This is a genomic window from Peribacillus sp. N1, assembly GCF_054600815.1.
The window spans coordinates 128,063-153,415 of record NZ_BAAHZO010000003.1; the positions used below are offsets into that span (position 1 = coordinate 128,063).

At 41.6% G+C, this 25,353-nt stretch carries 30 protein-coding genes; 12 read left to right on the top strand and 18 right to left on the bottom strand.

Annotated features, from left to right (window positions below; genetic code table 11):
* Positions 1-336: 336 nt before the first annotated feature.
* A complete protein-coding gene (locus ACYP5M_RS13530; RefSeq protein ID WP_434168044.1) occupies positions 337-1,329 on the top strand; it encodes an NAD(P)/FAD-dependent oxidoreductase in 993 nt (330 codons plus the stop codon).
* 149 nt (positions 1,330-1,478) lie between these two features.
* Entirely contained in the window at positions 1,479-2,120 is a 642-nt protein-coding gene (locus ACYP5M_RS13535) for an SDR family oxidoreductase (protein WP_260358709.1), read from the top strand.
* Between the two features lie 402 nt (positions 2,121-2,522).
* Here the strand turns inward: ACYP5M_RS13535 and ACYP5M_RS13540 are convergent, their stop codons facing one another.
* Positions 2,523-2,885, bottom strand: a complete 363-nt coding sequence (locus tag ACYP5M_RS13540) for a HesB/IscA family protein (RefSeq protein WP_101223634.1) — start codon at positions 2,883-2,885, stop codon at positions 2,523-2,525.
* 250 nt (positions 2,886-3,135) lie between these two features.
* Here ACYP5M_RS13540 and ACYP5M_RS13545 point away from each other — a divergent pair, with 250 nt between their 5' ends.
* Together ACYP5M_RS13545 and ACYP5M_RS13550 are read left to right on the top strand one after the other, a co-directional pair.
* Positions 3,136-3,273, top strand: coding sequence for a DUF2225 domain-containing protein (locus ACYP5M_RS13545; protein WP_452444655.1), 138 nt, complete (start codon positions 3,136-3,138; stop codon positions 3,271-3,273).
* Positions 3,274-3,337: 64 nt separating this feature from the next.
* Positions 3,338-3,556, top strand: a complete 219-nt coding sequence (locus tag ACYP5M_RS13550) for a DUF2225 domain-containing protein (RefSeq protein ID WP_434169738.1) — start codon at positions 3,338-3,340, stop codon at positions 3,554-3,556.
* A 195-nt stretch (positions 3,557-3,751) separates the two neighbouring features.
* Here the strand turns inward: ACYP5M_RS13550 and ACYP5M_RS13555 are convergent, their stop codons facing one another.
* Positions 3,752-3,988, bottom strand: a complete 237-nt coding sequence (locus ACYP5M_RS13555; RefSeq protein WP_063234046.1) for a YuzB family protein — start codon at positions 3,986-3,988, stop codon at positions 3,752-3,754.
* 288 nt (positions 3,989-4,276) lie between these two features.
* On the opposite strand from ACYP5M_RS13555, the gene ACYP5M_RS13560 reads away from it, so the two are divergent.
* Positions 4,277-5,344: an NAD(P)/FAD-dependent oxidoreductase gene (locus tag ACYP5M_RS13560; RefSeq protein WP_459735159.1), complete on the top strand. Its 1,068-nt coding sequence runs from the start codon at positions 4,277-4,279 to the stop codon at positions 5,342-5,344.
* 97 nt (positions 5,345-5,441) lie between these two features.
* Here ACYP5M_RS13560 and ACYP5M_RS13565 read toward each other — a convergent pair whose 3' ends face one another.
* Positions 5,442-5,765: a YuzD family protein gene (locus ACYP5M_RS13565; protein WP_459735160.1), complete on the bottom strand. Its 324-nt coding sequence runs from the start codon at positions 5,763-5,765 to the stop codon at positions 5,442-5,444.
* Between the two features lie 152 nt (positions 5,766-5,917).
* On the opposite strand from ACYP5M_RS13565, the gene ACYP5M_RS13570 reads away from it, so the two are divergent.
* The gene (locus ACYP5M_RS13570) at positions 5,918-6,154 is read left to right on the top strand and encodes a NifU family protein (RefSeq protein WP_034310199.1); all 237 of its coding nucleotides are present in this window, start codon (positions 5,918-5,920) and stop codon (positions 6,152-6,154) included.
* A 189-nt stretch (positions 6,155-6,343) separates the two neighbouring features.
* On the opposite strand, the gene thrB is transcribed toward ACYP5M_RS13570, so the two are convergent.
* The 5 genes from thrB to yutH all read right to left on the bottom strand — a co-directional run bounded on the left by thrB (position 6,344) and on the right by yutH (position 11,855).
* Positions 6,344-7,288, bottom strand: coding sequence for a homoserine kinase (thrB, locus tag ACYP5M_RS13575; RefSeq protein ID WP_101223637.1), 945 nt, complete (start codon positions 7,286-7,288; stop codon positions 6,344-6,346).
* On the bottom strand, positions 7,285-8,346 hold the full coding sequence (gene thrC, locus ACYP5M_RS13580) for a threonine synthase (protein WP_434168049.1): 1,062 nt from the start codon (positions 8,344-8,346) through the stop codon (positions 7,285-7,287). The genes thrB and thrC overlap by 4 nt, the downstream gene beginning before the upstream one ends.
* A complete protein-coding gene (locus ACYP5M_RS13585) occupies positions 8,343-9,641 on the bottom strand; it encodes a homoserine dehydrogenase (protein ID WP_230176201.1) in 1,299 nt (432 codons plus the stop codon). Before ACYP5M_RS13585 ends, thrC begins: the two co-directional genes overlap by 4 nt.
* 192 nt (positions 9,642-9,833) lie before the next feature.
* Positions 9,834-10,748 carry a L,D-transpeptidase family protein gene (locus tag ACYP5M_RS13590; protein WP_459735161.1) on the bottom strand — a complete coding sequence of 305 codons (915 nt, stop codon included), beginning with the start codon at positions 10,746-10,748 and terminating at the stop codon, positions 9,834-9,836.
* A gap of 105 nt (positions 10,749-10,853) precedes the next feature.
* Positions 10,854-11,855, bottom strand: a complete 1,002-nt coding sequence (yutH, locus tag ACYP5M_RS13595; protein ID WP_402943708.1) for a spore coat putative kinase YutH — start codon at positions 11,853-11,855, stop codon at positions 10,854-10,856.
* Between the two features lie 206 nt (positions 11,856-12,061).
* Between yutH and ACYP5M_RS13600 the strand changes: the two genes are divergently transcribed.
* Positions 12,062-12,559 carry a phosphatidylglycerophosphatase A family protein gene (locus ACYP5M_RS13600; RefSeq protein ID WP_063234039.1) on the top strand — a complete coding sequence of 166 codons (498 nt, stop codon included), beginning with the start codon at positions 12,062-12,064 and terminating at the stop codon, positions 12,557-12,559.
* 45 nt (positions 12,560-12,604) lie between these two features.
* On the opposite strand, the gene ACYP5M_RS13605 is transcribed toward ACYP5M_RS13600, so the two are convergent.
* Positions 12,605-13,372, bottom strand: coding sequence for a TIGR01457 family HAD-type hydrolase (locus tag ACYP5M_RS13605; protein WP_459735162.1), 768 nt, complete (start codon positions 13,370-13,372; stop codon positions 12,605-12,607).
* A gap of 23 nt (positions 13,373-13,395) precedes the next feature.
* The gene (locus ACYP5M_RS13610) at positions 13,396-13,833 is read right to left on the bottom strand and encodes a DUF86 domain-containing protein (protein WP_101223642.1); all 438 of its coding nucleotides are present in this window, start codon (positions 13,831-13,833) and stop codon (positions 13,396-13,398) included.
* Positions 13,834-14,260: 427 nt separating this feature from the next.
* On the opposite strand from ACYP5M_RS13610, the gene ACYP5M_RS13615 reads away from it, so the two are divergent.
* The gene (locus ACYP5M_RS13615) at positions 14,261-14,527 is read left to right on the top strand and encodes a DUF3055 domain-containing protein (protein ID WP_098371475.1); all 267 of its coding nucleotides are present in this window, start codon (positions 14,261-14,263) and stop codon (positions 14,525-14,527) included.
* 70 nt (positions 14,528-14,597) lie between these two features.
* Positions 14,598-14,885, top strand: a complete 288-nt coding sequence (locus ACYP5M_RS13620) for a cytosolic protein (RefSeq protein ID WP_397315510.1) — start codon at positions 14,598-14,600, stop codon at positions 14,883-14,885.
* A gap of 31 nt (positions 14,886-14,916) precedes the next feature.
* Here the strand turns inward: ACYP5M_RS13620 and ACYP5M_RS13625 are convergent, their stop codons facing one another.
* A complete protein-coding gene (locus ACYP5M_RS13625) occupies positions 14,917-15,192 on the bottom strand; it encodes a YutD family protein (RefSeq protein ID WP_101223644.1) in 276 nt (91 codons plus the stop codon).
* A gap of 113 nt (positions 15,193-15,305) precedes the next feature.
* Between ACYP5M_RS13625 and ACYP5M_RS13630 the strand changes: the two genes are divergently transcribed.
* Positions 15,306-15,968 (top strand): YhcN/YlaJ family sporulation lipoprotein, encoded by a 663-nt coding sequence (locus ACYP5M_RS13630; protein ID WP_434168052.1) that lies wholly within the window; start codon positions 15,306-15,308, stop codon positions 15,966-15,968.
* A gap of 38 nt (positions 15,969-16,006) precedes the next feature.
* On the opposite strand, the gene lipA is transcribed toward ACYP5M_RS13630, so the two are convergent.
* Positions 16,007-16,921 carry a lipoyl synthase gene (lipA, locus tag ACYP5M_RS13635; protein WP_063234033.1) on the bottom strand — a complete coding sequence of 305 codons (915 nt, stop codon included), beginning with the start codon at positions 16,919-16,921 and terminating at the stop codon, positions 16,007-16,009.
* A 187-nt stretch (positions 16,922-17,108) separates the two neighbouring features.
* On the opposite strand from lipA, the gene ACYP5M_RS13640 reads away from it, so the two are divergent.
* Both ACYP5M_RS13640 and yunB read left to right on the top strand, forming a co-directional pair.
* On the top strand, positions 17,109-18,098 hold the full coding sequence (locus tag ACYP5M_RS13640; RefSeq protein WP_397315513.1) for a M23 family metallopeptidase: 990 nt from the start codon (positions 17,109-17,111) through the stop codon (positions 18,096-18,098).
* Positions 18,099-18,184: 86 nt separating this feature from the next.
* A complete protein-coding gene (gene yunB, locus ACYP5M_RS13645) occupies positions 18,185-18,934 on the top strand; it encodes a sporulation protein YunB (RefSeq protein WP_101223646.1) in 750 nt (249 codons plus the stop codon).
* A 22-nt stretch (positions 18,935-18,956) separates the two neighbouring features.
* Here the strand turns inward: yunB and ACYP5M_RS13650 are convergent, their stop codons facing one another.
* The 6 genes from ACYP5M_RS13650 to sufB all read right to left on the bottom strand — a co-directional run bounded on the left by ACYP5M_RS13650 (position 18,957) and on the right by sufB (position 25,350).
* Positions 18,957-20,054: an HD-GYP domain-containing protein gene (locus ACYP5M_RS13650; RefSeq protein ID WP_427573638.1), complete on the bottom strand. Its 1,098-nt coding sequence runs from the start codon at positions 20,052-20,054 to the stop codon at positions 18,957-18,959.
* Positions 20,055-20,230: 176 nt separating this feature from the next.
* A complete protein-coding gene (locus ACYP5M_RS13655) occupies positions 20,231-20,533 on the bottom strand; it encodes a YunC family protein (protein ID WP_101223648.1) in 303 nt (100 codons plus the stop codon).
* Positions 20,534-20,594: 61 nt separating this feature from the next.
* Positions 20,595-21,980 carry a bifunctional metallophosphatase/5'-nucleotidase gene (locus ACYP5M_RS13660; protein ID WP_434168053.1) on the bottom strand — a complete coding sequence of 462 codons (1,386 nt, stop codon included), beginning with the start codon at positions 21,978-21,980 and terminating at the stop codon, positions 20,595-20,597.
* A 16-nt stretch (positions 21,981-21,996) separates the two neighbouring features.
* Positions 21,997-22,824, bottom strand: coding sequence for a sulfite exporter TauE/SafE family protein (locus ACYP5M_RS13665; RefSeq protein WP_101223650.1), 828 nt, complete (start codon positions 22,822-22,824; stop codon positions 21,997-21,999).
* An 84-nt stretch (positions 22,825-22,908) separates the two neighbouring features.
* Positions 22,909-23,757, bottom strand: coding sequence for a DUF72 domain-containing protein (locus ACYP5M_RS13670; protein WP_260358861.1), 849 nt, complete (start codon positions 23,755-23,757; stop codon positions 22,909-22,911).
* 195 nt (positions 23,758-23,952) lie between these two features.
* A complete protein-coding gene (sufB, locus tag ACYP5M_RS13675; protein WP_034310152.1) occupies positions 23,953-25,350 on the bottom strand; it encodes a Fe-S cluster assembly protein SufB in 1,398 nt (465 codons plus the stop codon).
* Positions 25,351-25,353 lie beyond the last annotated feature (3 nt).

Consider the following 25,353-nt stretch of genomic DNA (forward strand, 5'->3'; position numbering starts at 1 on the left):
GAAAAATTCATAAAAATTTTACCAAATGATGTCTAAGTAAATATTAGTCTTTTTCCATACCTTTTTCAAGTAACAAACCGAACTTTTTCGGGTTAAAATCACGCCGAAAAACGTTACTTTTCACCCGGCTGCTATCCATATTTTTACGATATGCTTAACATTGGCAAAGGGCAATTTTCCCCACTTTTGAAAGAGGATAAAGAACATTCATCATGAAACCGCCTGTATATAGTCAAAACTTTCTCACTTTTCTAACATTCTCCGTTTTTTCAAAGACCATCTATGTTAAAATAAGAGAATAAATTTCAGCAAACCTAGTATATCGGAGGGATAACGTTGGAAGTTAATGAAAAAGTTTATGATATTACCATCATTGGCGGAGGCCCAGTTGGATTATTCACTGCATTTTATGGAGGAATGAGACAGGCATCCGTAAAAATCATCGAGAGCCTGCCACAATTAGGCGGACAATTGTCTGCCCTTTATCCTGAGAAGTACATCTACGATATCGCTGGTTTTCCCAAAGTGCGGGCTCAGGAGCTAGTGAATAACCTGAAGGAACAAATGGCAAAGTTCGAGCAGGATATTGTCCTGGAGCAAGCCGTTCAAAAAGTGGAAAAGCAAGCTGATGGAGTTTTCAAGTTAACGACTGATAAAGAAATCCATTACTCCAAAACGATTATCATCACAGCTGGAAATGGGGCTTTCCAACCCCGCCGCATCGAAATTGATGATGCAAAAAAATACGAACGCGGCAACCTTCACTATTTCATCGACGACCTCAACCATTTTGCCGGCAAAAAAGTGGTGGTCTTCGGAGGTGGGGATTCAGCAGTGGACTGGGCCCTGATGCTGGAGCCTATCGCCGAGAAAGTGAGCATCATTCACAGAAGAGATAAGTTCCGTGCCCACGAACATAGTGTAGAAACACTTAAAAATTCAAAAGTTGAAATAAAGACTCCTTACATACCTTCAGAGTTGATTGGTACAGACGGACGAATCCATACAATTGTCATCAAGGATACGAACGGTGAAGATACAGAGACGATGGAAGTGGATGCAGTCATCGTTAACTACGGCTTCGTTTCTTCTCTTGGTCCCATCAAGGAATGGGGACTTGATATCCAGAAAAACAGTATTTTGGTGAATTCCAGAATGGAAACGAATATCCCCGGAATTTATGCAGCAGGTGACATTGCAACATATGATGGCAAAGTAAAATTAATTGCAAGTGGTTTTGGTGAGGCACCCACTGCCGTCAATCACGCCAAACAATATATTGACCCAAAGGCAAAAGTTCAGCCGATGCATAGTTCCTCCATGTTTTAAAAATTACGCAAAAACCCGACTTTCATAGCCGGGTTTTTTGTTGTCCCCAATTCGGTTATTGTGGATAACTTTTTTTCATTACTTATCCACAGCGCTTAACCTTGTCATTCTAAGGGTAAAGAGTAGGGCCATGAAAGGAGAATGCATAAATGAATATTTTAATTGCTGGAGCCAATGGAACGACAGGAAAGCAGATCATTGGGGAATTATCAAAAAATCCGCAAATGACTGTTTACGGAATGATCCGGAAAGAGGAACAGGCCCAAACAATAAAAGCACTCGGCGGGCATCCAATCCTTGCTGATTTAGAGGGAAATGTGGATAAAGCAGTGGATAACATGGAGGCCATCATTTTTGCAGCCGGATCTGGACCAAAAACAGGGCCCGATAAAACGACAGCTGTGGATAAGAATGGAGCCATTAAACTGGTTGATGCCGCCAAGAAGAAGGGAATCGAACGTTTTGTCATGCTAAGCTCTGTCGGTTCCGATAATCCTGAACAAGCCCAAGAAGGAATGCACCATTATCTCGAAGCAAAGCATGATGCCGATGAACATTTAAAAGCAAGCGGGCTGACATACACGATTGTCCGGCCGGTTGCTTTGACAAATGAACAAGCTATCGGAAAAATATTTGCGGATGAGAAAGTGGATCATCCTGACAATTCCATTCCAAGAGCCGATGTCGCCGACGTTCTTGCAAAATCAATCACAGAAGAAAAAACATTCAATAAAACATTCGAGATTTCCAGCGGCACCCTCCCAATCACGGAGGCCCTGCACAATATTTAAAGCAGCAAATAACCATGAAAAAGGGCACTTTTTTAGTGCCCCCTTAGACCTTAGACTGTAGTCAAATTTGATGTTTGCCTGGTTTTTTCTTTAATAAGCGCTCCAGCTGTTTTCAGCTGGAGCGTTTATTCGGCCTTCCTGGGGATTTATTCGACCGTCCTCGTACTTTATTCGACCTTCACTGCACTTTATTCGACCGTTCTCGAATTTATTCGACCTTCACTGCACTTTATTCGACCGTCCTCTCACTTTATTCGACCGTCACCGGCACTTTATTCGACCGTCCACGTACCTGGCCCTGTTTTAAAATCATGGTTCGCGATGAGACCATTCCAAATCCCTTTTTCCAATAATAAGGGGGCACTTGTTAAAGTGCCCCCCTTTTCTCAATGATAAGATTTCTTAGCAGTTTTCCGGCGTACCGGCGTTTTTAGCCGTTTTGAAGGAAGACCCGCAACCGCATGAAGCGATAGCATTTGGGTTTTCGATCGTAAAGCCTCCACCCATCATCGTTTGTTTATAATCAATTACCGTTCCATTCAATATATCTGCATCTTGGGCATCAACAAGGATCTTAATTTCAAACTGTTCCAGCTGGCTATCTTTTTCTCCGGGCTCTTGTTCAAAACCCATTCCGTAGGATAATCCACTGCAGCCTCCGCCTTTAACGGCCACTCTTAAAAAGGAACCCTCTTCACCATTTTGTTTCATCATTTCTTTTATCTGAAAAGCGGCAGCTTCCGTTATTTGAACAACTTCACTCACAATAAATCCCTCCTTCTTCTGATATGTGAGATAGAACTACTCTTTATAGTATATACCAAAGAAATTCCCACGCTCAATTTTCCAGCTTGAAAAAATTCATATTCCCCCACCTATTTTACCAATATAAATTAGATCGAAGGCATACACCCTCTATAAGATAAAAGCATGGAATGCCTTTTATGCAAGCAAAAATCAACCAACAAAAAGGTACGGTCGAGTTTGTAAAAGTTACTAAATATGACACGGACTTTTGCCCCGTTATGTTGATTCAGCCGTTAACGCACTTTACTATAATATCTTTGTTTGCCCTCACTGCGGCTTTTCGCATTCGGAGGATTTCTCCCGGTACTTCCCCCCACTACAATGGAAATCATTATGGAAAAAGTAAGCTCCCAGTGGGTTTCCCACAATTTTAGCAATGAGAGATCAAAGACGCGATCAATACATACAAGCTGACGAGTTATTGCGGAGCTTTAAAAAAGGAAAAACATATAATCCTTGCCGGAATCTGTTTACAGATAGCATGGTTATATAGGATCAACAAAAACAAGGAACAAGAAGAAAGATTTTTGAGGTTCGCCCTAAAGGAATATGAAGCACATCCTTCAGCGGCACCCAGGTATCCGAAGCCAGAATCCTATATCTCGCTGGCGACATCTCAAGGAGGATAGGAAATGAAAAGGCAGCCATCAAGTATTTTTCATTAGTATTCGAAGGTCAAAACAATGCCCGGGTAGCCTCCATCATCCAGATGGCGGGACCGCTTTCAGGAACTCAAGCAGCAACGAACACCCCACTCGTTGCTGCAGCACTTATATTAAAAAGGCTGTCCACTAAGGAACAGCCTTTTTATTCACCGTTGATGATTAAAACATTTCAAATTCATCAATGTACTTATATATTTTATCAACCAATTCATCCGTTGTATCACCAAAGACCACTTCACCGTTTACAAGCGCATATAAGTTACTGGAGCATCTGCCGCAATAACCCAGACAACCATATTCTATGATATCCAAATTTGGATCCCGCTCCAATCTTTCCAGAGCCTCCTGAGCGCCGCTGGCCAGATTGCTTACACAAAATTCAATAATCGGGTACATTGTTTCACCTCACAGTTACTAACAAACCATCTTAATACTTTTCCCTTTTACAGTCAATATTTACGCATAAAAAATCAGCCGATTTCAAGATATCGGTTGTGATTTCCTTTTATATTCGTTATACTTTTGTCGGGGTACGTAAATAAAAGAAAATTATCTAATTTTTTATTCTTGCTACTAATTGGGGTATATATATTTAATTAAACTTTAAAGGGGACCATTTGGGGGAATCCTATAGTTAAATGCTAGTCAAATTTTTCAAGAGATCAAATAAAGGGGAAAAATCATATGAAGAATCTAGTCATACTTGGTGGCGGGTATGGTGGTATGCGCATGTTGCAAAGATTGCTGCCTAATCAGCTTCCTGAAAATGTGAGCATCACGCTTATCGACCGTAATCCTTATCACTGCTTAAAAACGGAATATTATGCTTTAGCAGCAGGTACCATTCCAGATCAGCACATCCGTGTTGCATTTCCTGAACATCCTCGCTTGAAGAACGTATACGGAGAAGTACTTTCCATCGATATGGAAAATAAACAAGTCATTATAGAAAATCAAGATCCTGTCGTTTATGATGATATAGTCATTGGCCTTGGCTGCGAAGATAAATACCACAATATTCCTGGTGCAGACACACATACCTACAGTATCCAAACAATCGATAAATCACGCCGCACATATTCAGCCCTGAATAATTTAGGTGCCGGTGCAACCGTTTCTATCGTTGGTGGCGGACTGAGTGGTGTTGAGCTTGCAAGTGAATTGATTGAAAGCCGTTCAGATTTAAACGTTAAGCTATTCGACCGTGGACCGCATATTCTATCTGCTTTCCCAGAAAGGTTAAGCACCTTTGTCGAATCATGGTTCGATAAACATACAATCGAAATCGTCCATCATTCAAATATAACGAAAGTTGAGCCAAACATTCTTTATAATGGTGACGAGGCCGTTCAAAGCGACGTCATCGTATGGACAGCTGGAATCCAGCCAAGTAAGATCATCCGCGATATGGATATAGAAAAAGACCGTCAAGGAAGAGCCGTTCTGACTCCTCAGCATTTCCTTCCTAATGATGACAGCATCTTTGTCGTCGGCGACTGCGCGAGCCTGCCTCATGCACCTAGTGCTCAATTAGCGGAGTCCCAAGCTGAGCAAATCGTACAGGTTCTTGTAAAGAAATGGGCAAATGAACCACTTCCTGAAAGCTTCCCGACAATGAAATTAAAAGGGACATTAGGTTCTCTTGGGAAGAAACAAGGTTTCGGTCTTGTTGCAAATCGCCCAATCACAGGTAGAGTGGCACGCCTGATGAAATCAGGCATTCTCTGGATGTACAAATACCATAACGGTTGATTCCAACCCATCTATGCTACATTTTATAAACTGTCCCGTGAATGAGCTGCATGCAGCTCATTCACGGGACAGTTTTTCTTATTTCTTCCATTATATATCACTCTTGCATTGTATACCCGTATTTTTCCATCGTTTCCACCACTTTTTTGAGACGCACATTTCCTTCTGCGATGATTTCTCCTTCGATGAGGACCAGTGGATAAAATAAATCTTCCTCGATCATCTTCGCAGCAAAGCCCTTTTGCTTTTGCGTTTCTGGAGGATTATACATATCTATATAGGATATTTTGAATTTCTGCTCAGGAAACTTCCTCGTTAAAGCGGCTTCAAGCCACTCGCATGTATCTTTCGAAGAAGGGAGATTAACACAACTCGCGCAAATTTGCTCCGCACCATATACTTCTATCTCAATTTCTTTCATTACCTACTCTTCCTCCTTCATTTTGAATAATGTTTAAAAACTTCACCTGTTTCCATCATACCAGAATAATATAGATTATATTTCCGCAAAGTTACAGTTGGATTTTTTACTACCTTCGCTTTATAATATGATTAGGAAAGGAGTCGATTGCAATGTCTGAACAAACAATGGAAGTTCAAGTTCAAGAAGTCCTAGATAAGCTTCGTCCGTTTCTTCTTCGTGATGGCGGTGACTGTGAACTAGTTGACGTAGAAGATGGAATTGTAAAATTACGATTACTAGGAGCCTGCGGAAGCTGTCCTAGTTCGACCATTACGCTAAAAGCTGGGATTGAGCGTGCCCTTCTTGAAGAAGTTCCTGGTGTAGTGGAAGTTGAACAAGTTTTCTAATGGCCCTTTAAATAACATGCAGCGTATGGATGTAGGCTCACTTCATCTATACACGTTCAACCTTTTTATACAGGCCGGAATCTTTTCTGGACTGCAATAAAAATAAAGCTGACTCGGCTTTTGCCCTATCAAATTGATACGGCTTGACGCGAGTCAGCTTTTTTATATGGACAATGAATGAAGCATGGTTCACGATTTCAAAAATTTCAATTCCTTTTTTTCCTGTTCTGAAAGGGTTGCCGTATAACTGCCTTCATTATCGATTTCCAATTCTTTCACAAGAAATTCCGGAAATGTTTCCTTCAATACTGTGAGTAAACTTTCACTATTTTCTGCGGATGATAAGCATAAAACAGTTGGACCTGCTCCGCTTAGAGCCGCACCAAATCCGCCTTCATTGAGGACAACTTCTTCAATAAGCGCTAAATGAGGGACCAACTCTGCTCTAAATGGTTGATGGAAACGATCACTTTGCATCATTTCACCAACAAGCTTCCAATCTTTAGATAGAACTCCTGCCAGCAAAACATTTGCGGCTGCACTTCCGCTTATCGCCTCTTTATAGGAAAGCGAATTCGGAAGGACATTTCTTGAATCCTCTGTAAGCAATTCAAAATCGGGAATGACAGCAATCACCTTAACTCCCTCGATTGGAAAAGACACGACATCCGTTCTTTCCTCCGTATGCAGGCCCACAACCAATCCACCATACACTGATGCCCCCGCATTATCCGGATGCCCTTCAAAGAGGGAAGCATGCCGATTCTTTTCCTCTTCCGATAATTGAAGTTCACCAACGATGTTCGCCAATTCAATCCCCGCCACAATGGCAGAAGCACTGCTTCCAAGCCCACGCGCCAGTGGAATTTCACTAGAGACGAAAAGCCGGCATGGGGAAAGTTCCTTTCCATAGGATGCCGCCGTTTCCTTGGCAATTTGGACGATATAATTACGATCATCCGTTGGAAAAACAGACATTTCCTCTGAAAGTGGAACGACTTCCCAATGATCTGATGAAGATCCGTGTATTTCCAAGTAAAGTCCTAGCGCCAAGCCGATGGAATCGAATCCTGGTCCTAAGTTGGCCGTACTTGCTGGTACACGGATCAAGAACATCTCTGATTCCGCACTCATGCCTGTTTCACACCCTGCAGATGTTCTAAAATGACCTCTTCATCCATTGGCAGCAATGTCGGCTGAATCGTGCTTGTATTGACTGCCACATTCGGATCTTTCAATCCATTTCCAGTCAAAACGGCAACAATCTTACTTCCTTTTTTGATTTCACCGCTTTTTAATTGTTTATAGATGCCTGCAATGGAAGCACAAGATGCCGGCTCTGCAAATACCCCTTCTTTTTTAGCAAGGAAATGATAGGCTTCCAGAATTTCTTCGTCTGACACCTCATCAATTTTGCCTTTGGATTCATTTGCTGCTTCCACAGCAAAGCTCCAACTTGCAGGATTTCCAATCCGGATGGCTGTTGCAATCGTTTCTGGATTTTCAATAATGCTATCCCGGACAATTGCAGCCGCACCTTCAGCTTCGAATCCTCTCATTTCAGGAAGACCCGTTTGTTTCGATTCGTTATATTCTTTAAACCCTTTCCAGTAAGCCGTAATATTACCTGCATTCCCGACTGGAAGCGCCAAAATATCCGGTGCGGATCCGAGGGCATCACAAATTTCGAAAGCCGCTGTTTTCTGCCCTTCAATCCGGTATGGGTTGACTGAATTCACAAGAGTTATCGGTGAATTCTCACTAAGTGAACGGACGATTTTTAGAGCCTGGTCGAAGTTCCCTTCGATCGAGATGATTTCCGCCCCGTACATGACGGCTTGGGCAAGCTTGCCCATGGCTATTTTCCCTTCCGGGATGACAACGATGCAGCGCAGGTTGGCACGGGCCGCATAAGCCGCTGCAGCTGCCGATGTATTCCCTGTGGAAGCACAGATGATCGTGTCGCTGCCCTCTTCTATCGCTTTGGCGACGGCCATGACCATTCCGCGGTCTTTAAACGACCCAGTTGGATTCGCCCCTTCATATTTTACATGTAAGTCGATTCCCCACTCTTCGGATAATCGATTCAGTTTGATTAAAGGTGTATTACCCTCCAAAAGGGTTAGTGCAGGTGTGTTATCATTAACGGGTAAAAATTCTTTATACGTGCTTATAAGTCCTTGCCAGCTCATTTGATGTCCTCTCCTTCAACTCTGTATGTACTTTTCACTTCTCTTACCATATTGTAATCATGTAATTTCTGTATTATTTGCTCAAATGCAGCCTTTGTGGCAGTGTGCGTAACCAATACAATTTCGGAAGATTCCTTTTCATCCAGAGGCAATTGAAGGATTTTATCGAATCCTACTCCATGCTCGGCAAATAAATTCGTGATTCTGGCTAAAACACCAACTTCATCTTGAACATGTAAACGAATGAAGAACTTAGCGAAAATCTCAGTGGCATCTTTTAATTGTTTCGGATACTGAGGAGAAACGGCACTGCGGCCATTTACGCCCAGCCTCATATTCTTGATGACCGTCACCATATCCGAAACGACTGCAGTCGCAGTAGGAAGACTACCGGCCCCCGGTCCGTAAAACATCGTTTCCCCTACGGCTTCCCCATAAACGTATACAGCATTATACTCATTATTTACCGATGCTAACGGATGTGCTTCCGGAAGAAGTGCAGGCTGGACACTTACTTCGACCCTATCCCCTGCCCTGGAAGCGACGCCGATCAATTTCATTGTATAACCAAGCTTCTTACTATATCTCAAATCCTCTTCGGATATCTCGGTAATGCCCTGTACCTCAACATCATTCAAACCAATGTTCATTGAGAACCCGAGTGTTGATAGGATCGCCATTTTACGGGCCGCGTCCAATCCGCCTACATCGGCTGTCGGATCGGCTTCAGCAAATCCCAGCTCCTGAGCTTCCTTCAATACGTCATCATAAGCTCTGCCTTCCTTGCTCATTTTCGTTAAAATGAAGTTTGTCGTTCCATTGACGATTCCCATCATTTTCGTGATGCGGTCAGAAGATAATCCATCTACAAGACCGCGTAAAATCGGAATTCCCCCTGCAACACTTGCTTCATAGAATAAATCACATTGATTCTCGGTGGCCAATTCCAGCAGTTCCGGTCCATATAAAGCCATTAGGTCTTTATTGGCCGTAACGATATGCTTTTTATTTTTTATAGCTTCTATCAGATAACTGCGTGTTTCTTCGATTCCACCCATCACTTCTATTACAACATCAATCTCGGGATTCGAAAGGATATCCTCAGGATTGTCAGTTAACATTCCTTTATCGACCTCGACAAGCCGCTCCTTCGTCGTGTCTTTGACTAGTATCTTCTTAACGGATATGGAACAGCCCACTTGATGCATGAGCTTGTCCTGATGACTTTCAATGATTTGTACGACTCCTGAACCGACTGTACCTAACCCCAATAAACCGATCGAGATGGCTTTCATATTTTGGTTCCCCCTTAAAAACTGTTTGCCTGAAGAAAACATTTGTATTTGTATAGTAGACATTATAAGTTTAATTCAAATAATTATCAATAGTTAGAAAAGATGGATGCACGAACTTTTTTCGCCCATCCCTTGAACGAGTAAGAACGGGTAAAGCTAATTTTTTTTATAGGAAAACCATTTTGCTGATTATTACTTAACGCTTTTCAATGAATCATTTGTACCCATTCCAATATGTGGTTTTTGCACGGGATCCATCCATTTCAGTAAATTGAGGACATTCTTTTCGGCTGTGGCTGTACATCCCGCAGTCGGCTTTGTATCCCCTCTCCATACATGAAGAAAGATTGCACTGCCTTTTCCTTTTATGATGGGATTCGTATTATAATTAATGACCGCGCCATACTTATAGAGTTCATGATTCATCCTTTCGAAAGACTTCCATTTAACTGCAGGATTTCCTTTATAGGTTTTCCACTTGTTATAATCATTGGATGTCTGATCGTCAATCCAGTAGTCATATTTGGTCGTTTTCTTATAACCCATTTTCATTCCGGTTGGCTTCGTTCCACTTCCAAAAGACGTACCGAATGAATAAATTCCAACCGGGGATTTTCCATCACCCTCTTTTTTGCTCTTCGTGAAGCCGTTCTTTCCAATGACACCCTCCATCTTCTTCAATGCCCGGCGCCATTCCCCTTGTTTCTTTTCATACGTTTGGATCGTAACCTTTGTATCACTCATCGCTTTTCCTGTCACCGATACAACTTGTTTAACGCCTTTTCTACTATCGAATTTCTTTAGAAGGGCGTTTTCACTGGTGCCGAAAACCTCATTAGCATCTGCCATATTGATATATGCTGTCTTTTTCGAGTGACAGACCTTATACCAGTTTCCAGTTCTTCCACTTGCCGATAATTCTTTGTTTTTCTTATAAGTTATTAATGTTTTGCTTGCAGCCGACGCCTTTTCCTTCACATCCGCAGCAGACTTCATGACAATCTTGAATTGATTTGCTTCGCAATTTGTTTTCGTTTCAGCCTTTGCAAGATTTGTCGTTTGGATGATTAAAAGAGCTAAAAGGGCGGCCATCATCAATCTTTTCATGGTCCCATCCTTCCGTAGTGATTAAATATCTAATTATTCTAAAAAATCTTGTTATCATCATAACATAGTAAGTAAGGATGAATCATATTTCTTTCCCGTTTTTATCTAAATCCAGTCAATTTTAGGCAAATCATATTGCTTGGCCGGGACCTCCGCCAATTCATAAAAATGTTTGAGGAAGGACTCATATTGTTGTGAGGATTTCGTGATGGAAGATATTTTATCCTCCAACTCATTCGACCTTGATTCCGTCGTTTTTGAAAAATACTCTTCCACAGTTTCAAAATAATGAATGGGAAATAGCATCCTCGAATATAACAACCGGGCTGAAAAGCTGGAGAATGGTTCTATGGATTGATATTCGTGAAAGAATTGGCCAATGCCCCGTTGATGGGTATGCACATTTTGAAAATAGTGTTCCCTCACCCATTCTGCGACATCCCTGGTTCCATGGTCGAATACCCAATCGAACGGATTTTTCATCCACTTATTGCTTTTCCACGTATCATGTAAAAAACGTTCATAACAAACCGTTCCACTATCGACAATTTGCGGGGTATCATCAATTTCCGTGTCGACTAAATATTGAATCGCATTTTCACCCAGGACCATATAATAGGGAAAGGTTTCTATAAATAATTTTTCAAACTGGTTATCAGGATGGGCGTTGAGCTTATCCCGCCAAATCTTTTCTAACTGATCGATCCTTTGTTCCCATAGTTCTTTCCATTTACCGATCCTTGAACATGTTCGAATCGTTTCATTAATATTTCTCCCACGCTGATGAAATCTTGCCAGGCGTCTTCCTGGATTGAAATTTTTCGGACCTTCCAATGCCTGATTGGCAAGAAGGATGAATAATTGTTCATCCGCTTCCGAAACATAACTTCCATGATTGGCAAGGACAAAGGCGGATACGTGACGATCTCCTTGTGAAATCAGATGTTGAGACATTTTATACCTTTCCACTAATTCCTCCTGCTCCATATTTTCAATGGGAACGATGCTGTAAACCATATTTCCTGAACGGAAGCTTGGAAACCTGCTATTGGCTTCTTCAAGCTCCACCTGTATGCCATAATTATTAAAAATGATTTCTTCTATCATGGAAAAGCCCCCTTCATCAAATGGATATAATAGAAATATTGGACATCATATACTTATATATATGTGGAATAACCCGTTTTCTGAATGATTATCGAAACCTTATTAGAAATTCGGATCAAAACATCCTTCATGGCTTTTCATTTTAATCAAATCAACCTACCTGCATTAGAACTATCCCTTTAAAATATAGAGAAATGGGTGATGACATGGCTAATATTGAACAATCAATGTCTGAAAAAACGGCTCGAAGATGGCTAATTGAACGAGGAGTGAAATTGGAGGATATCGCTGAGCTAGTCATGTATTTACAATCTGGTTACCATGAAAATCTCCAAATGTCCGATTGCCTTCACAATGTCGAACGGGTCCTTTCAAAACGCGAGGTCCAAAATGCCATCCTTACCGGCATTCAGTTGGATATTTTAGCTGAGAAAAAGCTGCTCGAGGAGCCTCTGCTGAGCATAATTGAAATAGATGAAGGTCTATATGGGGTCGATGAAATATTGGCTTTTTCAATTGTGAATGTTTATGGATCGATCGGCTTTACCAATTATGGTTTCATTGATAAACAAAAGCCGGGAATCTTAAAATATCTAAACGATAAAAGCACAGGTAAGGTGAACACCTTTTTAGATGATATCGTTGGAGCGATTGCAGCTGCCGCTTCAAGCCGGCTTGCCCATAGAACCGAAAATGCAGAATAAAACGGCATGAAAAAAACAGGACTGCAATCGCAGGCCTGTTTTTTTTCATTCGAAGCTCCATAAGTCTAGTGTGTCCACCACATGCGTAGGCTGCTCCTTATATTGCTTTAGGCGTTCTTTTGTCGTCACGCCAGTATGTACAAGCAGTGTATCGATCCCTGCGTTAATGCCGGCAAGGATATCCGTATCATAGTTATCGCCAACCATGATTGTCTCTTCTTTAGGTACCCCTAATACTCTTAGTGCTTGCTCCACTATGACGGATTCAGGTTTTCCAATGAAAATCGGCTGTACCTGAGTCGAAACGGAAACAACGGATGTCACGGAACCATTCCCAGGCAAAAGGCCTTGCTCAGTTGGAATGGCAATATCACCATTGGTCGAAATGAAAACAGCCCCATTTCTAACAGCAAGACAGGCCTTTGACAACTTTTCATAATTGATGCCGCGGTCGATGCCCATTACCAGAAAATCTGGATGCTCTTCGACAAGCTTCATTCCTTTTTCCTTAAGAGCCTCGATGATGCCTTCTTCACCCACCACATAGACCGATGCATCCTTCTTTTGTTCGGCTATGTAATTGGCAGTGGCCATGCTTGTCGTGAAAACCTGTTCATCCTCTGTTGAGATGCCGATGCTTCTTAACTTATCCGCTACTTGTGCCGGAGTCCGGGATGAATTATTGGTGACGAATAAATAAGGGATATCCCTTTTCCTTAGGTCATTGATAAACCCTGCCGCTTCCGCAATTTGTTCAGTTCCGCGATACATGGTGCCATCTAAGTCAATTAAATATCCTTTATACGACTTCATTTGAATTCGCCTTCCTAACGCTGCTAGTTTTTAAAAGCTGATACAGGTCCCAATTCATTTGTTAAATAGTTCCTCACCAAATCAGGGAATTGCTTGAATGCCTCGATATTTTCCGAAAATACGGCATGCAGTTCTTTGTGATTCACTTCAATGAAGTCTTGAACCAGCATTTTCCTTAATGGCAAAACCTTTTTGAATTGTATCGCTTTTTCTTCTGAAATCACTTTTTCATCTTGAAGGATATCGATAATATCTTCATAACTTCCTGGATCACGCATAATGAAACCATCAATTACCGCATTTCCTACATCCAACACGGAATCGATGGAAGTTTGTATGAGCCTTTCTGCGATAAGTTCCGAAAGGTCTCCATCCCAATTATCATGCCCTTCAAAAAGTCCAAGCTGCTTTTCAAGAAAACCTAATATTTGTTCAATTTTTTGGCGGTCTACAAAGTACATTATTTCCAGATCCTTTCTGATCTAAGATGATATAGGGAATCATTGGTTGAATGAGCGGCATAGTTAAGACCCTGTGCCGAACCAACCTTATTCCTTGATAATACCATAGCTTCTCCCTTACTCTCAATTCCTTCAACCCCAACCATTGTACAATCCAATTACTAACAGGTGCATTGACTTACACATTGCCTTTTCACAGGAGGAGGCATTTTCCGACGTCCACTCCAAGAAAACCAATTCATGATTCCATTTATATTCTTAACCACTTTCATCTAACCGATGAACGCAATGATTGCTCGAGGTTCTGAAGCATCATGGGGAGGGATTAATTTCTACAGTCGGCAGCCCATAAAAATGTCTGTTCCCCTATTGAAGTCACTTTGTTATGATGGAAATACAAATGTGAAGATAAGAAGGGAATGAGACTATGGAAGATCGTTTTTATTTATACAATGACGTCGTTGATTCAAAAACCCGGTTCATAAGCTTCATGGGAGAGGAATCAAGATTCGATTTGGCGATTACGACTACCGATCGGTTTTATGGAAAGAAGCTTGTTTTGAATATGCAGAGTAACCGTTTCGCGATTATTGGGCCTGATGATTTAGAAGAGGAAGGCTATCTTGAGCACGCCTTTCAGTTGTCAGAAGCGGAAGCCGAGGAACTGCGTCACTTTTTAATGGAAATCGTCTGAGTGCTGAAGTTTTTTTCTTAAACGGGAAAACCTACTGAATGTAAGATCGATTACATGAGGGGGGATTATCTTGGACAAAGAAGAATACCACGATTTTTCCAATGTCGAAAAACAGAGGGATTATTTAATTCCTGAAGAATTTCCCGAAGGACCTTTTGGATCAGCCATTGCAAAAGATGCACCAGTCCAGAATAAAAACACACCGTGGCAGGAAGGGCAACGCTATCAAAGTGCCTTCAATTATGAAAATAAATCGTTGCATGAAGGCTTACCTCGACAATATCCTGGTGCTCATCCGACACATGATGATCCAGAAAAAGATGAACAGCCTCCATATAAAGGATATGGTAACTCTTAACGTGGAAGGGCCAGAGTGAATTCTGGCCTTTTTATTTCTTTACTTTCTTCACGACGAAATAAGGACAGCCAAAATTGCAGTATTCATATAAATATTCACTAAGCGTGCTTATCTTTGTATCGAAGGTCGCTTTCTGATTGGAATCATCAAAAAATCCACGCAGCCTCAATTGTCCGTAACCCCAATCCCCTACTATATAATCATACTTCGTTAAAATCTCACTGTATCTGGCTTTAAACGCTTCTTCGTTATAGCCTTCCCTTTCATCTTCAATTATTTCGTAGGTCATGTTATTGATGGTAATCATTGTTTTCACCTCTCATAAATACATTTCTTCTTTAAATTATAACTGATTCCCCATCAATTACTAAGCGAAAAATAGAGAAATATGTTCATCCTAAAGTTACGGGGGTGTTATTGATGAAAAAAACGATAATAACGATAGGTTTAAGCTCGATTATTGCACTAACCGGATGTGCTGATAAAGAAAAAGACCAGGGGCTCGGTGCAAAAAACAATGCAGGCAACCCAACAAACGTAAATAATCCAACTCAATATTATGATGAGGATTATCGTAATAATGACAACAAAAGTGATGATTTTGGTTTTACTCGCACCAATAGTGCAACCATTGACGGCCGTAACATTTCCAACAAAGCTGCTTCCATTGACCGTGAACAATTGTCTGATGTCATTTCAAAACTTAGTGTTCAAATTCCAAATGTCAATGACGCCGCTACACTCGTTACTGATGAGGAAGTACTTGTCGTATATGATACCAATGACAAGGATCGGACGGAAACCGCCGACCAAGTTAAACGTACTGCCATGTCCGTCGTGCCTCGCTACTATCATGTCTACGTCAGTGATGATTATCAAAACCTTGCCCAAGATGTCGAAAATTTCGCTACAGTGAAATCCGGCAGCAAAGGGATTGACTATACGATCGAACAAACGATCAAAGAAATGCTGAAATCGCCTCAAGGATACAAAATGAGTGACGCAGAAAATGAAAATGGAGAAATGGTTAACGATAAAAGAGATCATCATGATAACATCCATCAAAAAATGGATAACCGTTGAATAAAAAAGGACCGAATTTTTTTCGGTCCTTTATTTCTCTATTTCAATAATTCTTCACCTTTGTTTTGCTTATGTTTAGCCGCAGCATTAACTTGTTCATCGGCATGGTAGGATGAACGGACAAGCGGACCGGATTCACAATGGCTGAAGCCTTTTTCCAATGCACGTTCTTTCAGTTCGGCAAATTCCTCAGGCGTATAGTATTTCAGCACCTTTAAATGTTTTTTAGTCGGCTGTAAATACTGGCCGATTGTCATGATATCGACATTATTAGCCCTTAGGTCATCCATGGTCTCAAGGATTTCCTCCCGCGTTTCACCCAGACCTACCATTAAACTGGATTTTGTCGGGATTTCCGGATACAGTTCCTTGGCTCTTCTTAAAAGCTCCAAAGAACGTTCGTACTTGGCCTGAGCCCGTACACGGTCGGATAAACTTCTGACAGTCTCTATATTATGGTTAAGGATATCTGGTTTAGCATCCATCAATGTCTTGATATTTTCAAACACTCCGCCCATATCAGACGGTAATACTTCAATAGAAGTAAATGGATTTTTGCGACGGATCGCACGGACTGTTTCAGCGAAAACTTCAGCGCCTCCATCCTTTAAATCATCACGGGCAACAGCTGTAATGACGACATGCTTTAAATTCATCAAAACAACGGAATCGGCAACACGCTCAGGTTCAGCCCAGTCCAATTCATTCGGACGTCCAGTTGTAACAGCACAAAAACGGCATGCCCTTGTACAGATTTCACCTAAGATCATGAAAGTAGCCGTTCTTCTCACTGCCCAGCATTCGTGTATATTCGGACATTTTGCCTCTTCACAGACTGTATGAAGATTTTTCTCGCGCATCATATTTTTTAAACCGAGGTAATTTTCGTTAGTATTAAGCTTTATTTTCAACCAATCTGGTTTACGAAGAATTTCTTTATTTGTAGAAGACATGAAAATGCCACTCCATTCTATAGAAATTAACACACCCTACTTTAACAATAAAAAAGCATTTATACAAGTTATAGTTGGTTTCCCATTATTTATTTTTCATGTTTATAGCTAAATCAGCAAAACTATAAAAGATGGATGGACTGATGTATTTTAATTACGGAGAATGTCATGAAAGGAGCCTGCCCCGTTGAATAAATTATTCCTTCTTACCATAACTTGTTTGTTAATTTTGAATGCACCAGGCCAAGTGGCTGATGCTGCCGATACCCCAGATGCTTATCCCGGGAGAATGGAGCTATATAAAAATATGGAGGCTACTCTCCAAATCCCGTGGTATTACCTTGCTGGAGCAGATCAATATGAGCATAGCCTCAGGGCTGCACGAAGGGACTTAGAGCCGGCAAAGGGTTTAATAGGCATCCACATCGAGCCTTCAAAGTGGAGCGGGGCCCTCAATCCTGACTTAAATGACGTGAACCCGCTCACGATCACATTTTTTGACGGATTGGGCCAGGATGGAAATGGTGATGGAAAAGCAGATATCAATAATGATACCGATCGATTGTATGCTTTTTCGAAGCATCTCCAATCTTATGGTGCAGATGAAGATAATATCCGGATCGGCTTGTGGGATTATTATAAACGAGATAAAGCAGTCAGCATCATTATCGGCAATGCCGAGATTTATAAGAAATATGGCCGGTTGGATTTACATGAAAAGGCCTTCCCTGTTCCCGTACGGACTCATTATACGTACTTGAATACATGGGGAAGCGCTCGTGGATGGGGCGGAAGGAGAATCCATGAGGGCACTGATATTTTTGCCGATTATAGCCTTCCCGTTCGTTCCACCAGCTATGGAATCATCGAGATGAAAGGCTGGAATAAATTCGGCGGTTGGAGGATAGGGATACGGGATTTAAATAATACCTATCATTACTTTGCCCATTTAAGCGGCTTTGCCAAAGGGTTGAAAGTCGGACAAATCGTCGAGCCCGGACAAGTCATCGGAGGTGTCGGCAGTACAGGTTACGGTCCTCCGGGAACTTCGGGGAAATTCCCTCCGCATCTTCATTACGGGATGTACAAAGACAATGGAATCACAGAATGGAGCTTTGATCCTTACCCTTATTTAAAATTATGGGAAAGGAAAGATTTGGCTAAAAAACGAAAGTGAGCGGCGTGAATTTTACGCTGCTTTTTTTTGATTTCAACATAAACCCCTGAACTTGATGCATAGGTATTAGTAAAGGGGGCTAAAGCGTGTTCCGAAAAAGATTTCGACCGAAGAAATTCCGAAAAAAGGGGCCTCTTCCCACCCGAAAAGTATTTCTCTATTCATTTATCCTGTTTATCATATCAAGCATCATGACTCTTTGGTACGTGGACAAATCAATCGAACCCGTGATCATGAGTGTAGCCGAATATGAAATCAAACGGATTGCAACGGAAACGATTCATGAATCGGTTGATGAAAATATAGCCAAGGTCGATATGAACAAAATCATCACCAACAATAAGGGTGGTAAGGACTCCAGTTCCTCCTATAGCTTCAATCCGGTCATATACAGTGAATTGCGGGCTAACATAACGAAGGATATTCAAAAGAAACTTGGCATCAAACAGGGAAATCCTTTTAAAACAGGTTCAGCCAAAATAAACGATGAACAATATAAAAGTGTGGTTTATTATATACCATTTGGTGTTGTGACCGGGAATAACCTCCTTTCCAATTACGGACCAGAAATCCCAGTGAAAATGTCGGTCATCGGGAATGTTGAATCGGATTTGAGGACAAAACTGACAAACGCAGGCATCAATAATGTTTATTATGAATTGATTGTGGATTTTGATGTCAATATTCAAATCGTCATCCCCTCTTTCACAAAGGAGACCAAGGTGAGTCAGGAAGTGACAGTCGGAAGCCTGTTGATCGAAGGTGATGTTCCAAGCTATTTTAGTAACGGAAACGGTTCGGTGGCACCTGCGATCATGAAGGAAAACAAGGAATGACAAAACCAGCTTATCCTTGAGGTTAGGCTGGTTCTTGTATATTTAGACATTTCATGATAAGCAAATGCAGGTTTTTATTCAAGTCCACTTCATAGGGCTCTTTTATCCGCTCCCCATCTTCTTCCAGTATCCTTATCATGGGGCGGTCACCAATCCCCTCATTTTGAGCGGATACTACTCCTTTCCTTCCATCATTCAATTCTACTGATAGACCATTAGGATAAATGGCAACCGCCCGGCGGAAAGCCTCGATGATCGTATTGTCGAACTTTTTCCCGACTCCGGCATAAAGAACTTCCAAACCTTGATGCGGCAGCATGGCCTTACGGTAAACCCGATTGGAAGTAACGGCATCAAACACGTCGGCAACGGCAATGATCTTGCCGAAATAATGGATTTCATCCCCCTTTATCCCACGGGGATATCCAGATCCATCTAACCTTTCATGATGCTGATAGGCACAGTTCGCAACTAAAAGTGAAACGGTATGAACATTTTTGATTAGATGAAATCCGTAATCGGCATGTTTTTGGATTTGTTCAAACTCCTTTTCCGTCAGTTTGCCGGGTTTATGGAGGATTTCCAAAGGCACGAGCATTTTGCCGACATCATGTAAAATCGCCCCCAGCCCAAGAATTTCAAGATTCTTATTATTGATATTCAATTCCATCCCGATCGCCAGGGTATATAAGGTCACATTGAAGGAATGAGTAAAGATATAGTCATCGTATGTATAAACGTCGGCCAATAAAGTCATTAACTCCTTATTCCTTTTCAGCTCGTCCATGATGTTCCGGACTATTTGAGTGAACTTGACGTTAGCCTGCTCTATCGTGAATGATCCATCAAGGTTCATTTTGTTCTTTATGTCCAGGAAAGTGGTTTCAATCGTATTAACGGCTTCTCTTCTAAGTTTCCCGGACACTGGGGGCATTGGAATGATGTCATCCGTCCTGGAATCTTGAATGTAAACGAAGGGTATATTAAGGGACACCAGTCGATTGATCATTTTCTGCGTTAATGTAAGGCCCTCGCACAATAGGACATGGCCCCGCTCATTATAGATGTTTTTACCGAGCCTTGCTCCAGGGCTTAGGGACTTTGTAATAGCTAGCCTCATACTTGTACCCCATCTCCCCATTAAATATTTGTAAATCGAACCGTTTCTTTCCTTTATAAAGATTATCGGAAAATATTTTGATAAATGAATCTGTTTGAATATATTTATTGAAAGAATATCAGCATTTTAAAATAAAAAAATAAGGCCCCCTTCTAAAAAAAAGAAAGCCCACCTTTTCAAATCATTTTGATTAATGCCTCTTTACCAATCATTCCCGGATGAATGCCCTTTTCCACAGCCTCCCAGGTAACCGATTCAAGCGGCGCTTCCAATAACTCTTCAATCGATTTAACTCCTGTAGCCCTCCCTGCAAGGATTTTACGATGTTTCAATTTATCATTCAGCAGTCCAACATCTAACGCACCGCACATTATATACCCTTTTTCGGACGCGACAGCAAGTAAATTCGTTTTTGGAAGTCGGACAGAAATGGCTAGGAATGTATGATTATCAAGAATTATTGGTATCATGTTAATCAATTGGTTTCGCCCCTCTCTTCCCCATACTTTATGAAAAAAAGGGCGAAACCGTGATTTAGCGTTAGGCGTTTGTGTATATTTTTTTCAGCTTCCATAAAAGGATATCCCGTAAGAATTCCGGCAGCAGGTATTTCTTGCGATTGGAGCGCTGGATACTTGGAAAGAAGTGCCCAAATGTAAACATATCAGGTATGGCCAGTTTATAGGACTTATCCGCCTGCAGTTTCTCTCCTTTTATAAGAATCCCTTTTACGATACCATTCTCCATTTCGTTAAATTCAATTTGATCATAATGCATGACTCCCATTATGTTTCCGCGGAAACCGAAACCTTTCACCTGAATATGTGGCCATTCCGCATTTCTCGATTGCATTAAGATTTCTTTTAATTCATTCCCATTAACTTCAACGACGCAAGGGTTGATGGGATGTGGACAGATTCTGTGAATATCCCCTTTTGTGACAGGACCGTCCGGCAGCCCTTCAAGCAGGAGGCCTGCATTCAAAAAGGAACAATCCGCCTGACTCCACTCCCTTAGGGCCTCCCCTAGGATTTCCGTCAAAGGACTTACTTTGAACCAATCATTATCCAGTGCTTTTGGTAAGTCCACTGCAACCTGTTTTAGCGTTTCCCCTCCGGCCTGGTATATCTCTTCAATCCATGACCGTTCATTCTCCAATTCCAAAAAGTCATTGGTATCATAAAGAATGGCACTCTTCTGGCTAATTTCCCTTTCCTGATTGACGGTCATTTCCACCTGTCCAACAAAGAAGCCATATTTCCCGGCACCGCAAAGGAGTGTGTCATTGATCAATCTCCCCTGGTGGAGAATGTGGTGGGTATGCGCGCCAAGTATGATGTCAATCTCCGGAAAGTCCTCTGCCATCCTCTCATCATCATGGATGCCCAGGTGGGAAAGGATGATGATTACATCCGCCTCTGTTTTGACCCTTTCAAGCTGTGCCTTTAACTCCACGAACGGTTCTGTTATTTCCCAGCCCATCGCAGAGTAAAACTTTTGAAAAAAGGCTGTCAAACCTATCAGGGCGATCCTGGTGCCTTTTACCGTTGTATGTATCCAATATGGCAGCGCCCATTCCGGCCTTTCATTATCACTGTAATAAATATTGGCTGCCAAGACCTTGAACCTTGCATGATCATATAAGGAGTCTAACGCATCATGAGGTAAAGTGATCCCTTCATTATTGCCGATGGTCACATATTGGTAGCCCGCTTCATTCAGCAGCTCAATATTGCCTTTACCTAACGTACCTTCTGTATATGGATGCCAGCGGTCCACATGATCGCCTATATCCAGTATGATCGCTTCTTCTCCCGTTTCTTGATGAAGTTTTCTTCTTTCTTTAAGAAACTTATCAATACGAGGCCAATTCTCAAAATGACTATGGAGATCATTGGTGTGATATAAATGAATGATTTCTGACATCATTTCTCCTCCTCGTTTATCCTGTAATACCTTGGTATATAAGACGTAAACCAATGATTATCAGCACTATTTTCAACATATTTTCCAGCGACGCACTCTTTAGGCGCGTATTGATGAATGCGCCCAATTTAGCACCGAACCATGCACCCGGAATCAGGGCAAAAGCATATGGCCAATTAACATTTCCAAGGGAAATATGGGTAATCGAATTAGTGATGGATGATAAAAATACCATGAACATCGAAGTCGCTACAGCCATATGCGGAGGGAAGAAGAAAAGTAGCATCATGACGGGAACCATTAAGGCCCCACCGCCAATTCCAAATAATCCGGAGCTGAATCCCACGACAAAGGAAATCAATACAGCTAACACGGGGTGATAACCATAAGAAAATGAATGTCCATTTTCAGTTTCATACGTTTTCACTATTTTCCCTTTTCCAGGCTTGAAAAGCATTGGCTTCAAACGATTTTTCACTAATAACACAATGGCCATGAAAACCATGAAAATACCAAAGTACAATGAAAAAGCTTCGGCGTTAAGATTTTTATTCACATATGCCCCTATTATTCCACCAGGCGCACTGCCAATAAAAAAGATTAAGCCGGCCTTATAATCCACCACTTTATGTTTTAAATAAGATAAAGTAGAAGATAAGCCGGTAAAAATCATGATTACGGTTGAAACACCTACAGCGACCTGAGGAGTCAGCTCATCGATAATATTTGTAGATGTACCTAAATATAAAAGAGAAGGCACAATGATGATGCCGCCTCCAAGACCGACAAGAGCTCCGATCGCTCCCGCAAATAATCCAATACCCACTAATACTAACCATACCATGTAGAAATCCGCCTTTACCTGTTTGTGAGGATATTACCTCTACTAGTTGTCACAATATCTCTTTATTTAATTATATATATCCTCTTAAAACAAACCAAGCTGCTTAGGAGCCAGTCCTTCATATTCTATCCCAAGCAACTCAATCATTTGTTTGGCATTATCGGAGGCATCTCCGCCTGAATTATTATTGAACAGGACATATATATCCTTGGATTCCTTTTCCAATATCCTGATTTTCTCCACCCATTCAGTCAATTCCTGCTGATTATATCGATATAAGTACCTGACCTCACGCCAATTATCACCCGAAGAAGGCCTTTGCCAACCATGCAGGTTACGGCCATGAAAGCGTATCAGGGTTTTATCTTTATCGGTGGCCTGCAAAACGACTGGAATGGATCCCTCTCCAGCCTGAGGCTCATCGCATACAGTATGGATCCAGCCTTCCTTTTCGATAAAATCCAAAGTTTGCTGGACTACGTTAGATCTGTACCAGCTTTGATTCCGAAATTCTATGGCCGCTGGGATATCGCCCATTTCAGCTTTGCACCATCGCAGGTAATTTACATTTTCACGTTTACAATCAAACCATGGCGGAAACTGAAATAAGACCATCGCGAGCTTTCCGGACTTCTGATAAGCCTCCAGAGAGTCGCAAAATGCCTTGAACATTTCCTTCTTACTTTCAAATGGGATTTCCCCACGTTGATGTCCTGTCATCCCTTGATAAGCTTTAACGACAAACTGGAATGATGCAGGCGTCTCGGATACCCACTTTTCACTGTTCCTCTTTGGCTGGACTGCATAAAAAGAGGCATCCACCTCCACAATGGGAAAATGAGCTCCGTACTCTTTAAGCTTATCACGTTGGGACACACCACCATGATACAAACTATCATGATCTCCCCAACCGGTCACACCAACATAGATCATCTGCATCATCACTCCTTCGGGACTGGCCTCATTTCCTGACTTCTATTGTTATTTTTACCCTTATTGAGCCATATCTAATCTTTGGTATAAAGGTGACGGAGACGGATGTCAAAACAAAAAGCCTGCCAGACAGACCCGGCAGGCTTTTGTATGAATGGTTATTCTAAATCGCCTTACAGGCAGGCCAGTCGGTCATTATCCGATGGAGCCTTCCATTTCGAACTTGATCAGACGGTTCATTTCAACCGCATATTCCATTGGAAGTTCTTTTGTAAATGGTTCGATGAAGCCCATTACGATCATTTCCGTTGCTTCTTGCTCAGAAATTCCGCGGCTCATCAAGTAGAACAATTGTTCTTCTGATACTTTGGAAACCTTAGCTTCGTGTTCAAGGGAAATGTTATCGTTCAAGATTTCATTGTAAGGGATTGTATCGGATGTAGACTGATTATCCATGATTAATGTATCACATTCAATGTTGGAACGAGCTCCATCCGCTTTACGTCCGAAATGAACGATACCACGGTATGTTACTTTACCGCCCTGTTTAGAAATTGATTTTGATACAATCGTTGAAGATGTATTTGGCGCTAGGTGAATCATTTTTGCTCCAGCGTCTTGGTGTTGGCCTTTGCCGGCAATGGCAATCGATAATGTCATACCTCGTGCACCTTCACCTTTTAAGATGACAGCAGGGTATTTCATTGTCAGTTTAGAACCGATGTTACCATCAATCCATTCCATTGTTGCGTTTGCGTCACAAACGGCACGTTTCGTAACCAGGTTAAACACGTTGTTTGCCCAGTTTTGGATCGTCGTGTAACGGCAGTAAGCATCTTTCTTGATGACGATTTCGACAACGGCACTATGAAGGGAGTTAGTTGTATAAACAGGAGCTGTACAACCTTCCACATAGTGAACGGATGCGCCTTCATCAACAATGATTAGCGTACGTTCGAATTGACCCATGTTTTCAGAGTTGATCCGGAAATATGCTTGAAGCGGAGTATCCACTTTAACGCCTTTTGGTACATAGATGAAAGATCCACCTGACCAAACTGCCGAGTTCAATGCCGAAAATTTATTGTCAGTTGGCGGAATCGTTTTTCCAAAGTGCTCACGGAAGATATCTTCATTTTCACGAAGTGCTGAGTCCGTATCTTTAAACACGATACCCAAGTCTTCCAATTCTTCTTTCATGCTATGGTAAACCACTTCTGATTCATATTGAGCAGATACGCCAGCAAGGTATTTTTGTTCAGCTTCAGGAATTCCCAATTTATCAAAAGTCTGTTTGATTTCATCAGGAACCTCATCCCAAGACTTCTCTGATTTCTCTGATGGCTTAACATAGTATGTGATTTCATCAAAGTTAAGACTCTGCATGTCGCCGCCCCATTGAGGCATTGGCATGTTGTAAAAATGCTCCAATGATTTCAAACGGAAATCAAGCATCCATTGCGGTTCATCCTTCATTCGAGAAATCTCTTCCACGATTTCTTTTGTCAGACCACGCTTTGAACGGAAAATGGAAACATCTTTATCCGCAAAACCATATTTATAATCGCCGATATCAGGCATTTTCTTTGCCATAGC

Excerpts from the sequence above, each read along its gene's own strand:
- ACYP5M_RS13555 (WP_063234046.1), bottom strand. The coding sequence starts at position 3,988 with ATGTACCCGATTATTGAATTTTGTGTAAGCAATCTGGCCAGCGGCGCT.
- ACYP5M_RS13670 (WP_260358861.1), bottom strand. The coding sequence starts at position 23,757 with ATGATCTATGTTGGTGTGACCGGTTGGGGAGATCATGATAGTTTGTAT.
- yutH (WP_402943708.1), bottom strand. The coding sequence starts at position 11,855 with ATGATAGAAGAAATCATTTTTAATAATTATGGCATACAGGTGGAGCTT.
- ACYP5M_RS13560 (WP_459735159.1), top strand. The coding sequence starts at position 4,277 with ATGAAGAATCTAGTCATACTTGGTGGCGGGTATGGTGGTATGCGCATG.
- ACYP5M_RS13600 (WP_063234039.1), top strand. The coding sequence starts at position 12,062 with ATGGCTAATATTGAACAATCAATGTCTGAAAAAACGGCTCGAAGATGG.
- thrB (WP_101223637.1), bottom strand. The coding sequence starts at position 7,288 with ATGAGTGCGGAATCAGAGATGTTCTTGATCCGTGTACCAGCAAGTACG.
- sufB (WP_034310152.1), bottom strand. The coding sequence starts at position 25,350 with ATGGCAAAGAAAATGCCTGATATCGGCGATTATAAATATGGTTTTGCG.
- ACYP5M_RS13625 (WP_101223644.1), bottom strand. The coding sequence starts at position 15,192 with ATGATTACCATCAATAACATGACCTACGAAATAATTGAAGATGAAAGG.
- ACYP5M_RS13630 (WP_434168052.1), top strand. The coding sequence starts at position 15,306 with ATGAAAAAAACGATAATAACGATAGGTTTAAGCTCGATTATTGCACTA.
- ACYP5M_RS13535 (WP_260358709.1), top strand. The coding sequence starts at position 1,479 with ATGAATATTTTAATTGCTGGAGCCAATGGAACGACAGGAAAGCAGATC.
- ACYP5M_RS13650 (WP_427573638.1), bottom strand. The coding sequence starts at position 20,054 with ATGAGGCTAGCTATTACAAAGTCCCTAAGCCCTGGAGCAAGGCTCGGT.
- thrC (WP_434168049.1), bottom strand. The coding sequence starts at position 8,346 with ATGAGCTGGCAAGGACTTATAAGCACGTATAAAGAATTTTTACCCGTT.
- ACYP5M_RS13565 (WP_459735160.1), bottom strand. The coding sequence starts at position 5,765 with ATGAAAGAAATTGAGATAGAAGTATATGGTGCGGAGCAAATTTGCGCG.
- ACYP5M_RS13660 (WP_434168053.1), bottom strand. The coding sequence starts at position 21,980 with ATGTCAGAAATCATTCATTTATATCACACCAATGATCTCCATAGTCAT.
- ACYP5M_RS13570 (WP_034310199.1), top strand. The coding sequence starts at position 5,918 with ATGTCTGAACAAACAATGGAAGTTCAAGTTCAAGAAGTCCTAGATAAG.
- ACYP5M_RS13585 (WP_230176201.1), bottom strand. The coding sequence starts at position 9,641 with ATGAAAGCCATCTCGATCGGTTTATTGGGGTTAGGTACAGTCGGTTCA.
- ACYP5M_RS13665 (WP_101223650.1), bottom strand. The coding sequence starts at position 22,824 with ATGGTATGGTTAGTATTAGTGGGTATTGGATTATTTGCGGGAGCGATC.
- lipA (WP_063234033.1), bottom strand. The coding sequence starts at position 16,921 with ATGTCTTCTACAAATAAAGAAATTCTTCGTAAACCAGATTGGTTGAAA.
- ACYP5M_RS13605 (WP_459735162.1), bottom strand. The coding sequence starts at position 13,372 with ATGAAGTCGTATAAAGGATATTTAATTGACTTAGATGGCACCATGTAT.
- ACYP5M_RS13590 (WP_459735161.1), bottom strand. The coding sequence starts at position 10,748 with ATGAAAAGATTGATGATGGCCGCCCTTTTAGCTCTTTTAATCATCCAA.
- ACYP5M_RS13615 (WP_098371475.1), top strand. The coding sequence starts at position 14,261 with ATGGAAGATCGTTTTTATTTATACAATGACGTCGTTGATTCAAAAACC.
- ACYP5M_RS13610 (WP_101223642.1), bottom strand. The coding sequence starts at position 13,833 with ATGTACTTTGTAGACCGCCAAAAAATTGAACAAATATTAGGTTTTCTT.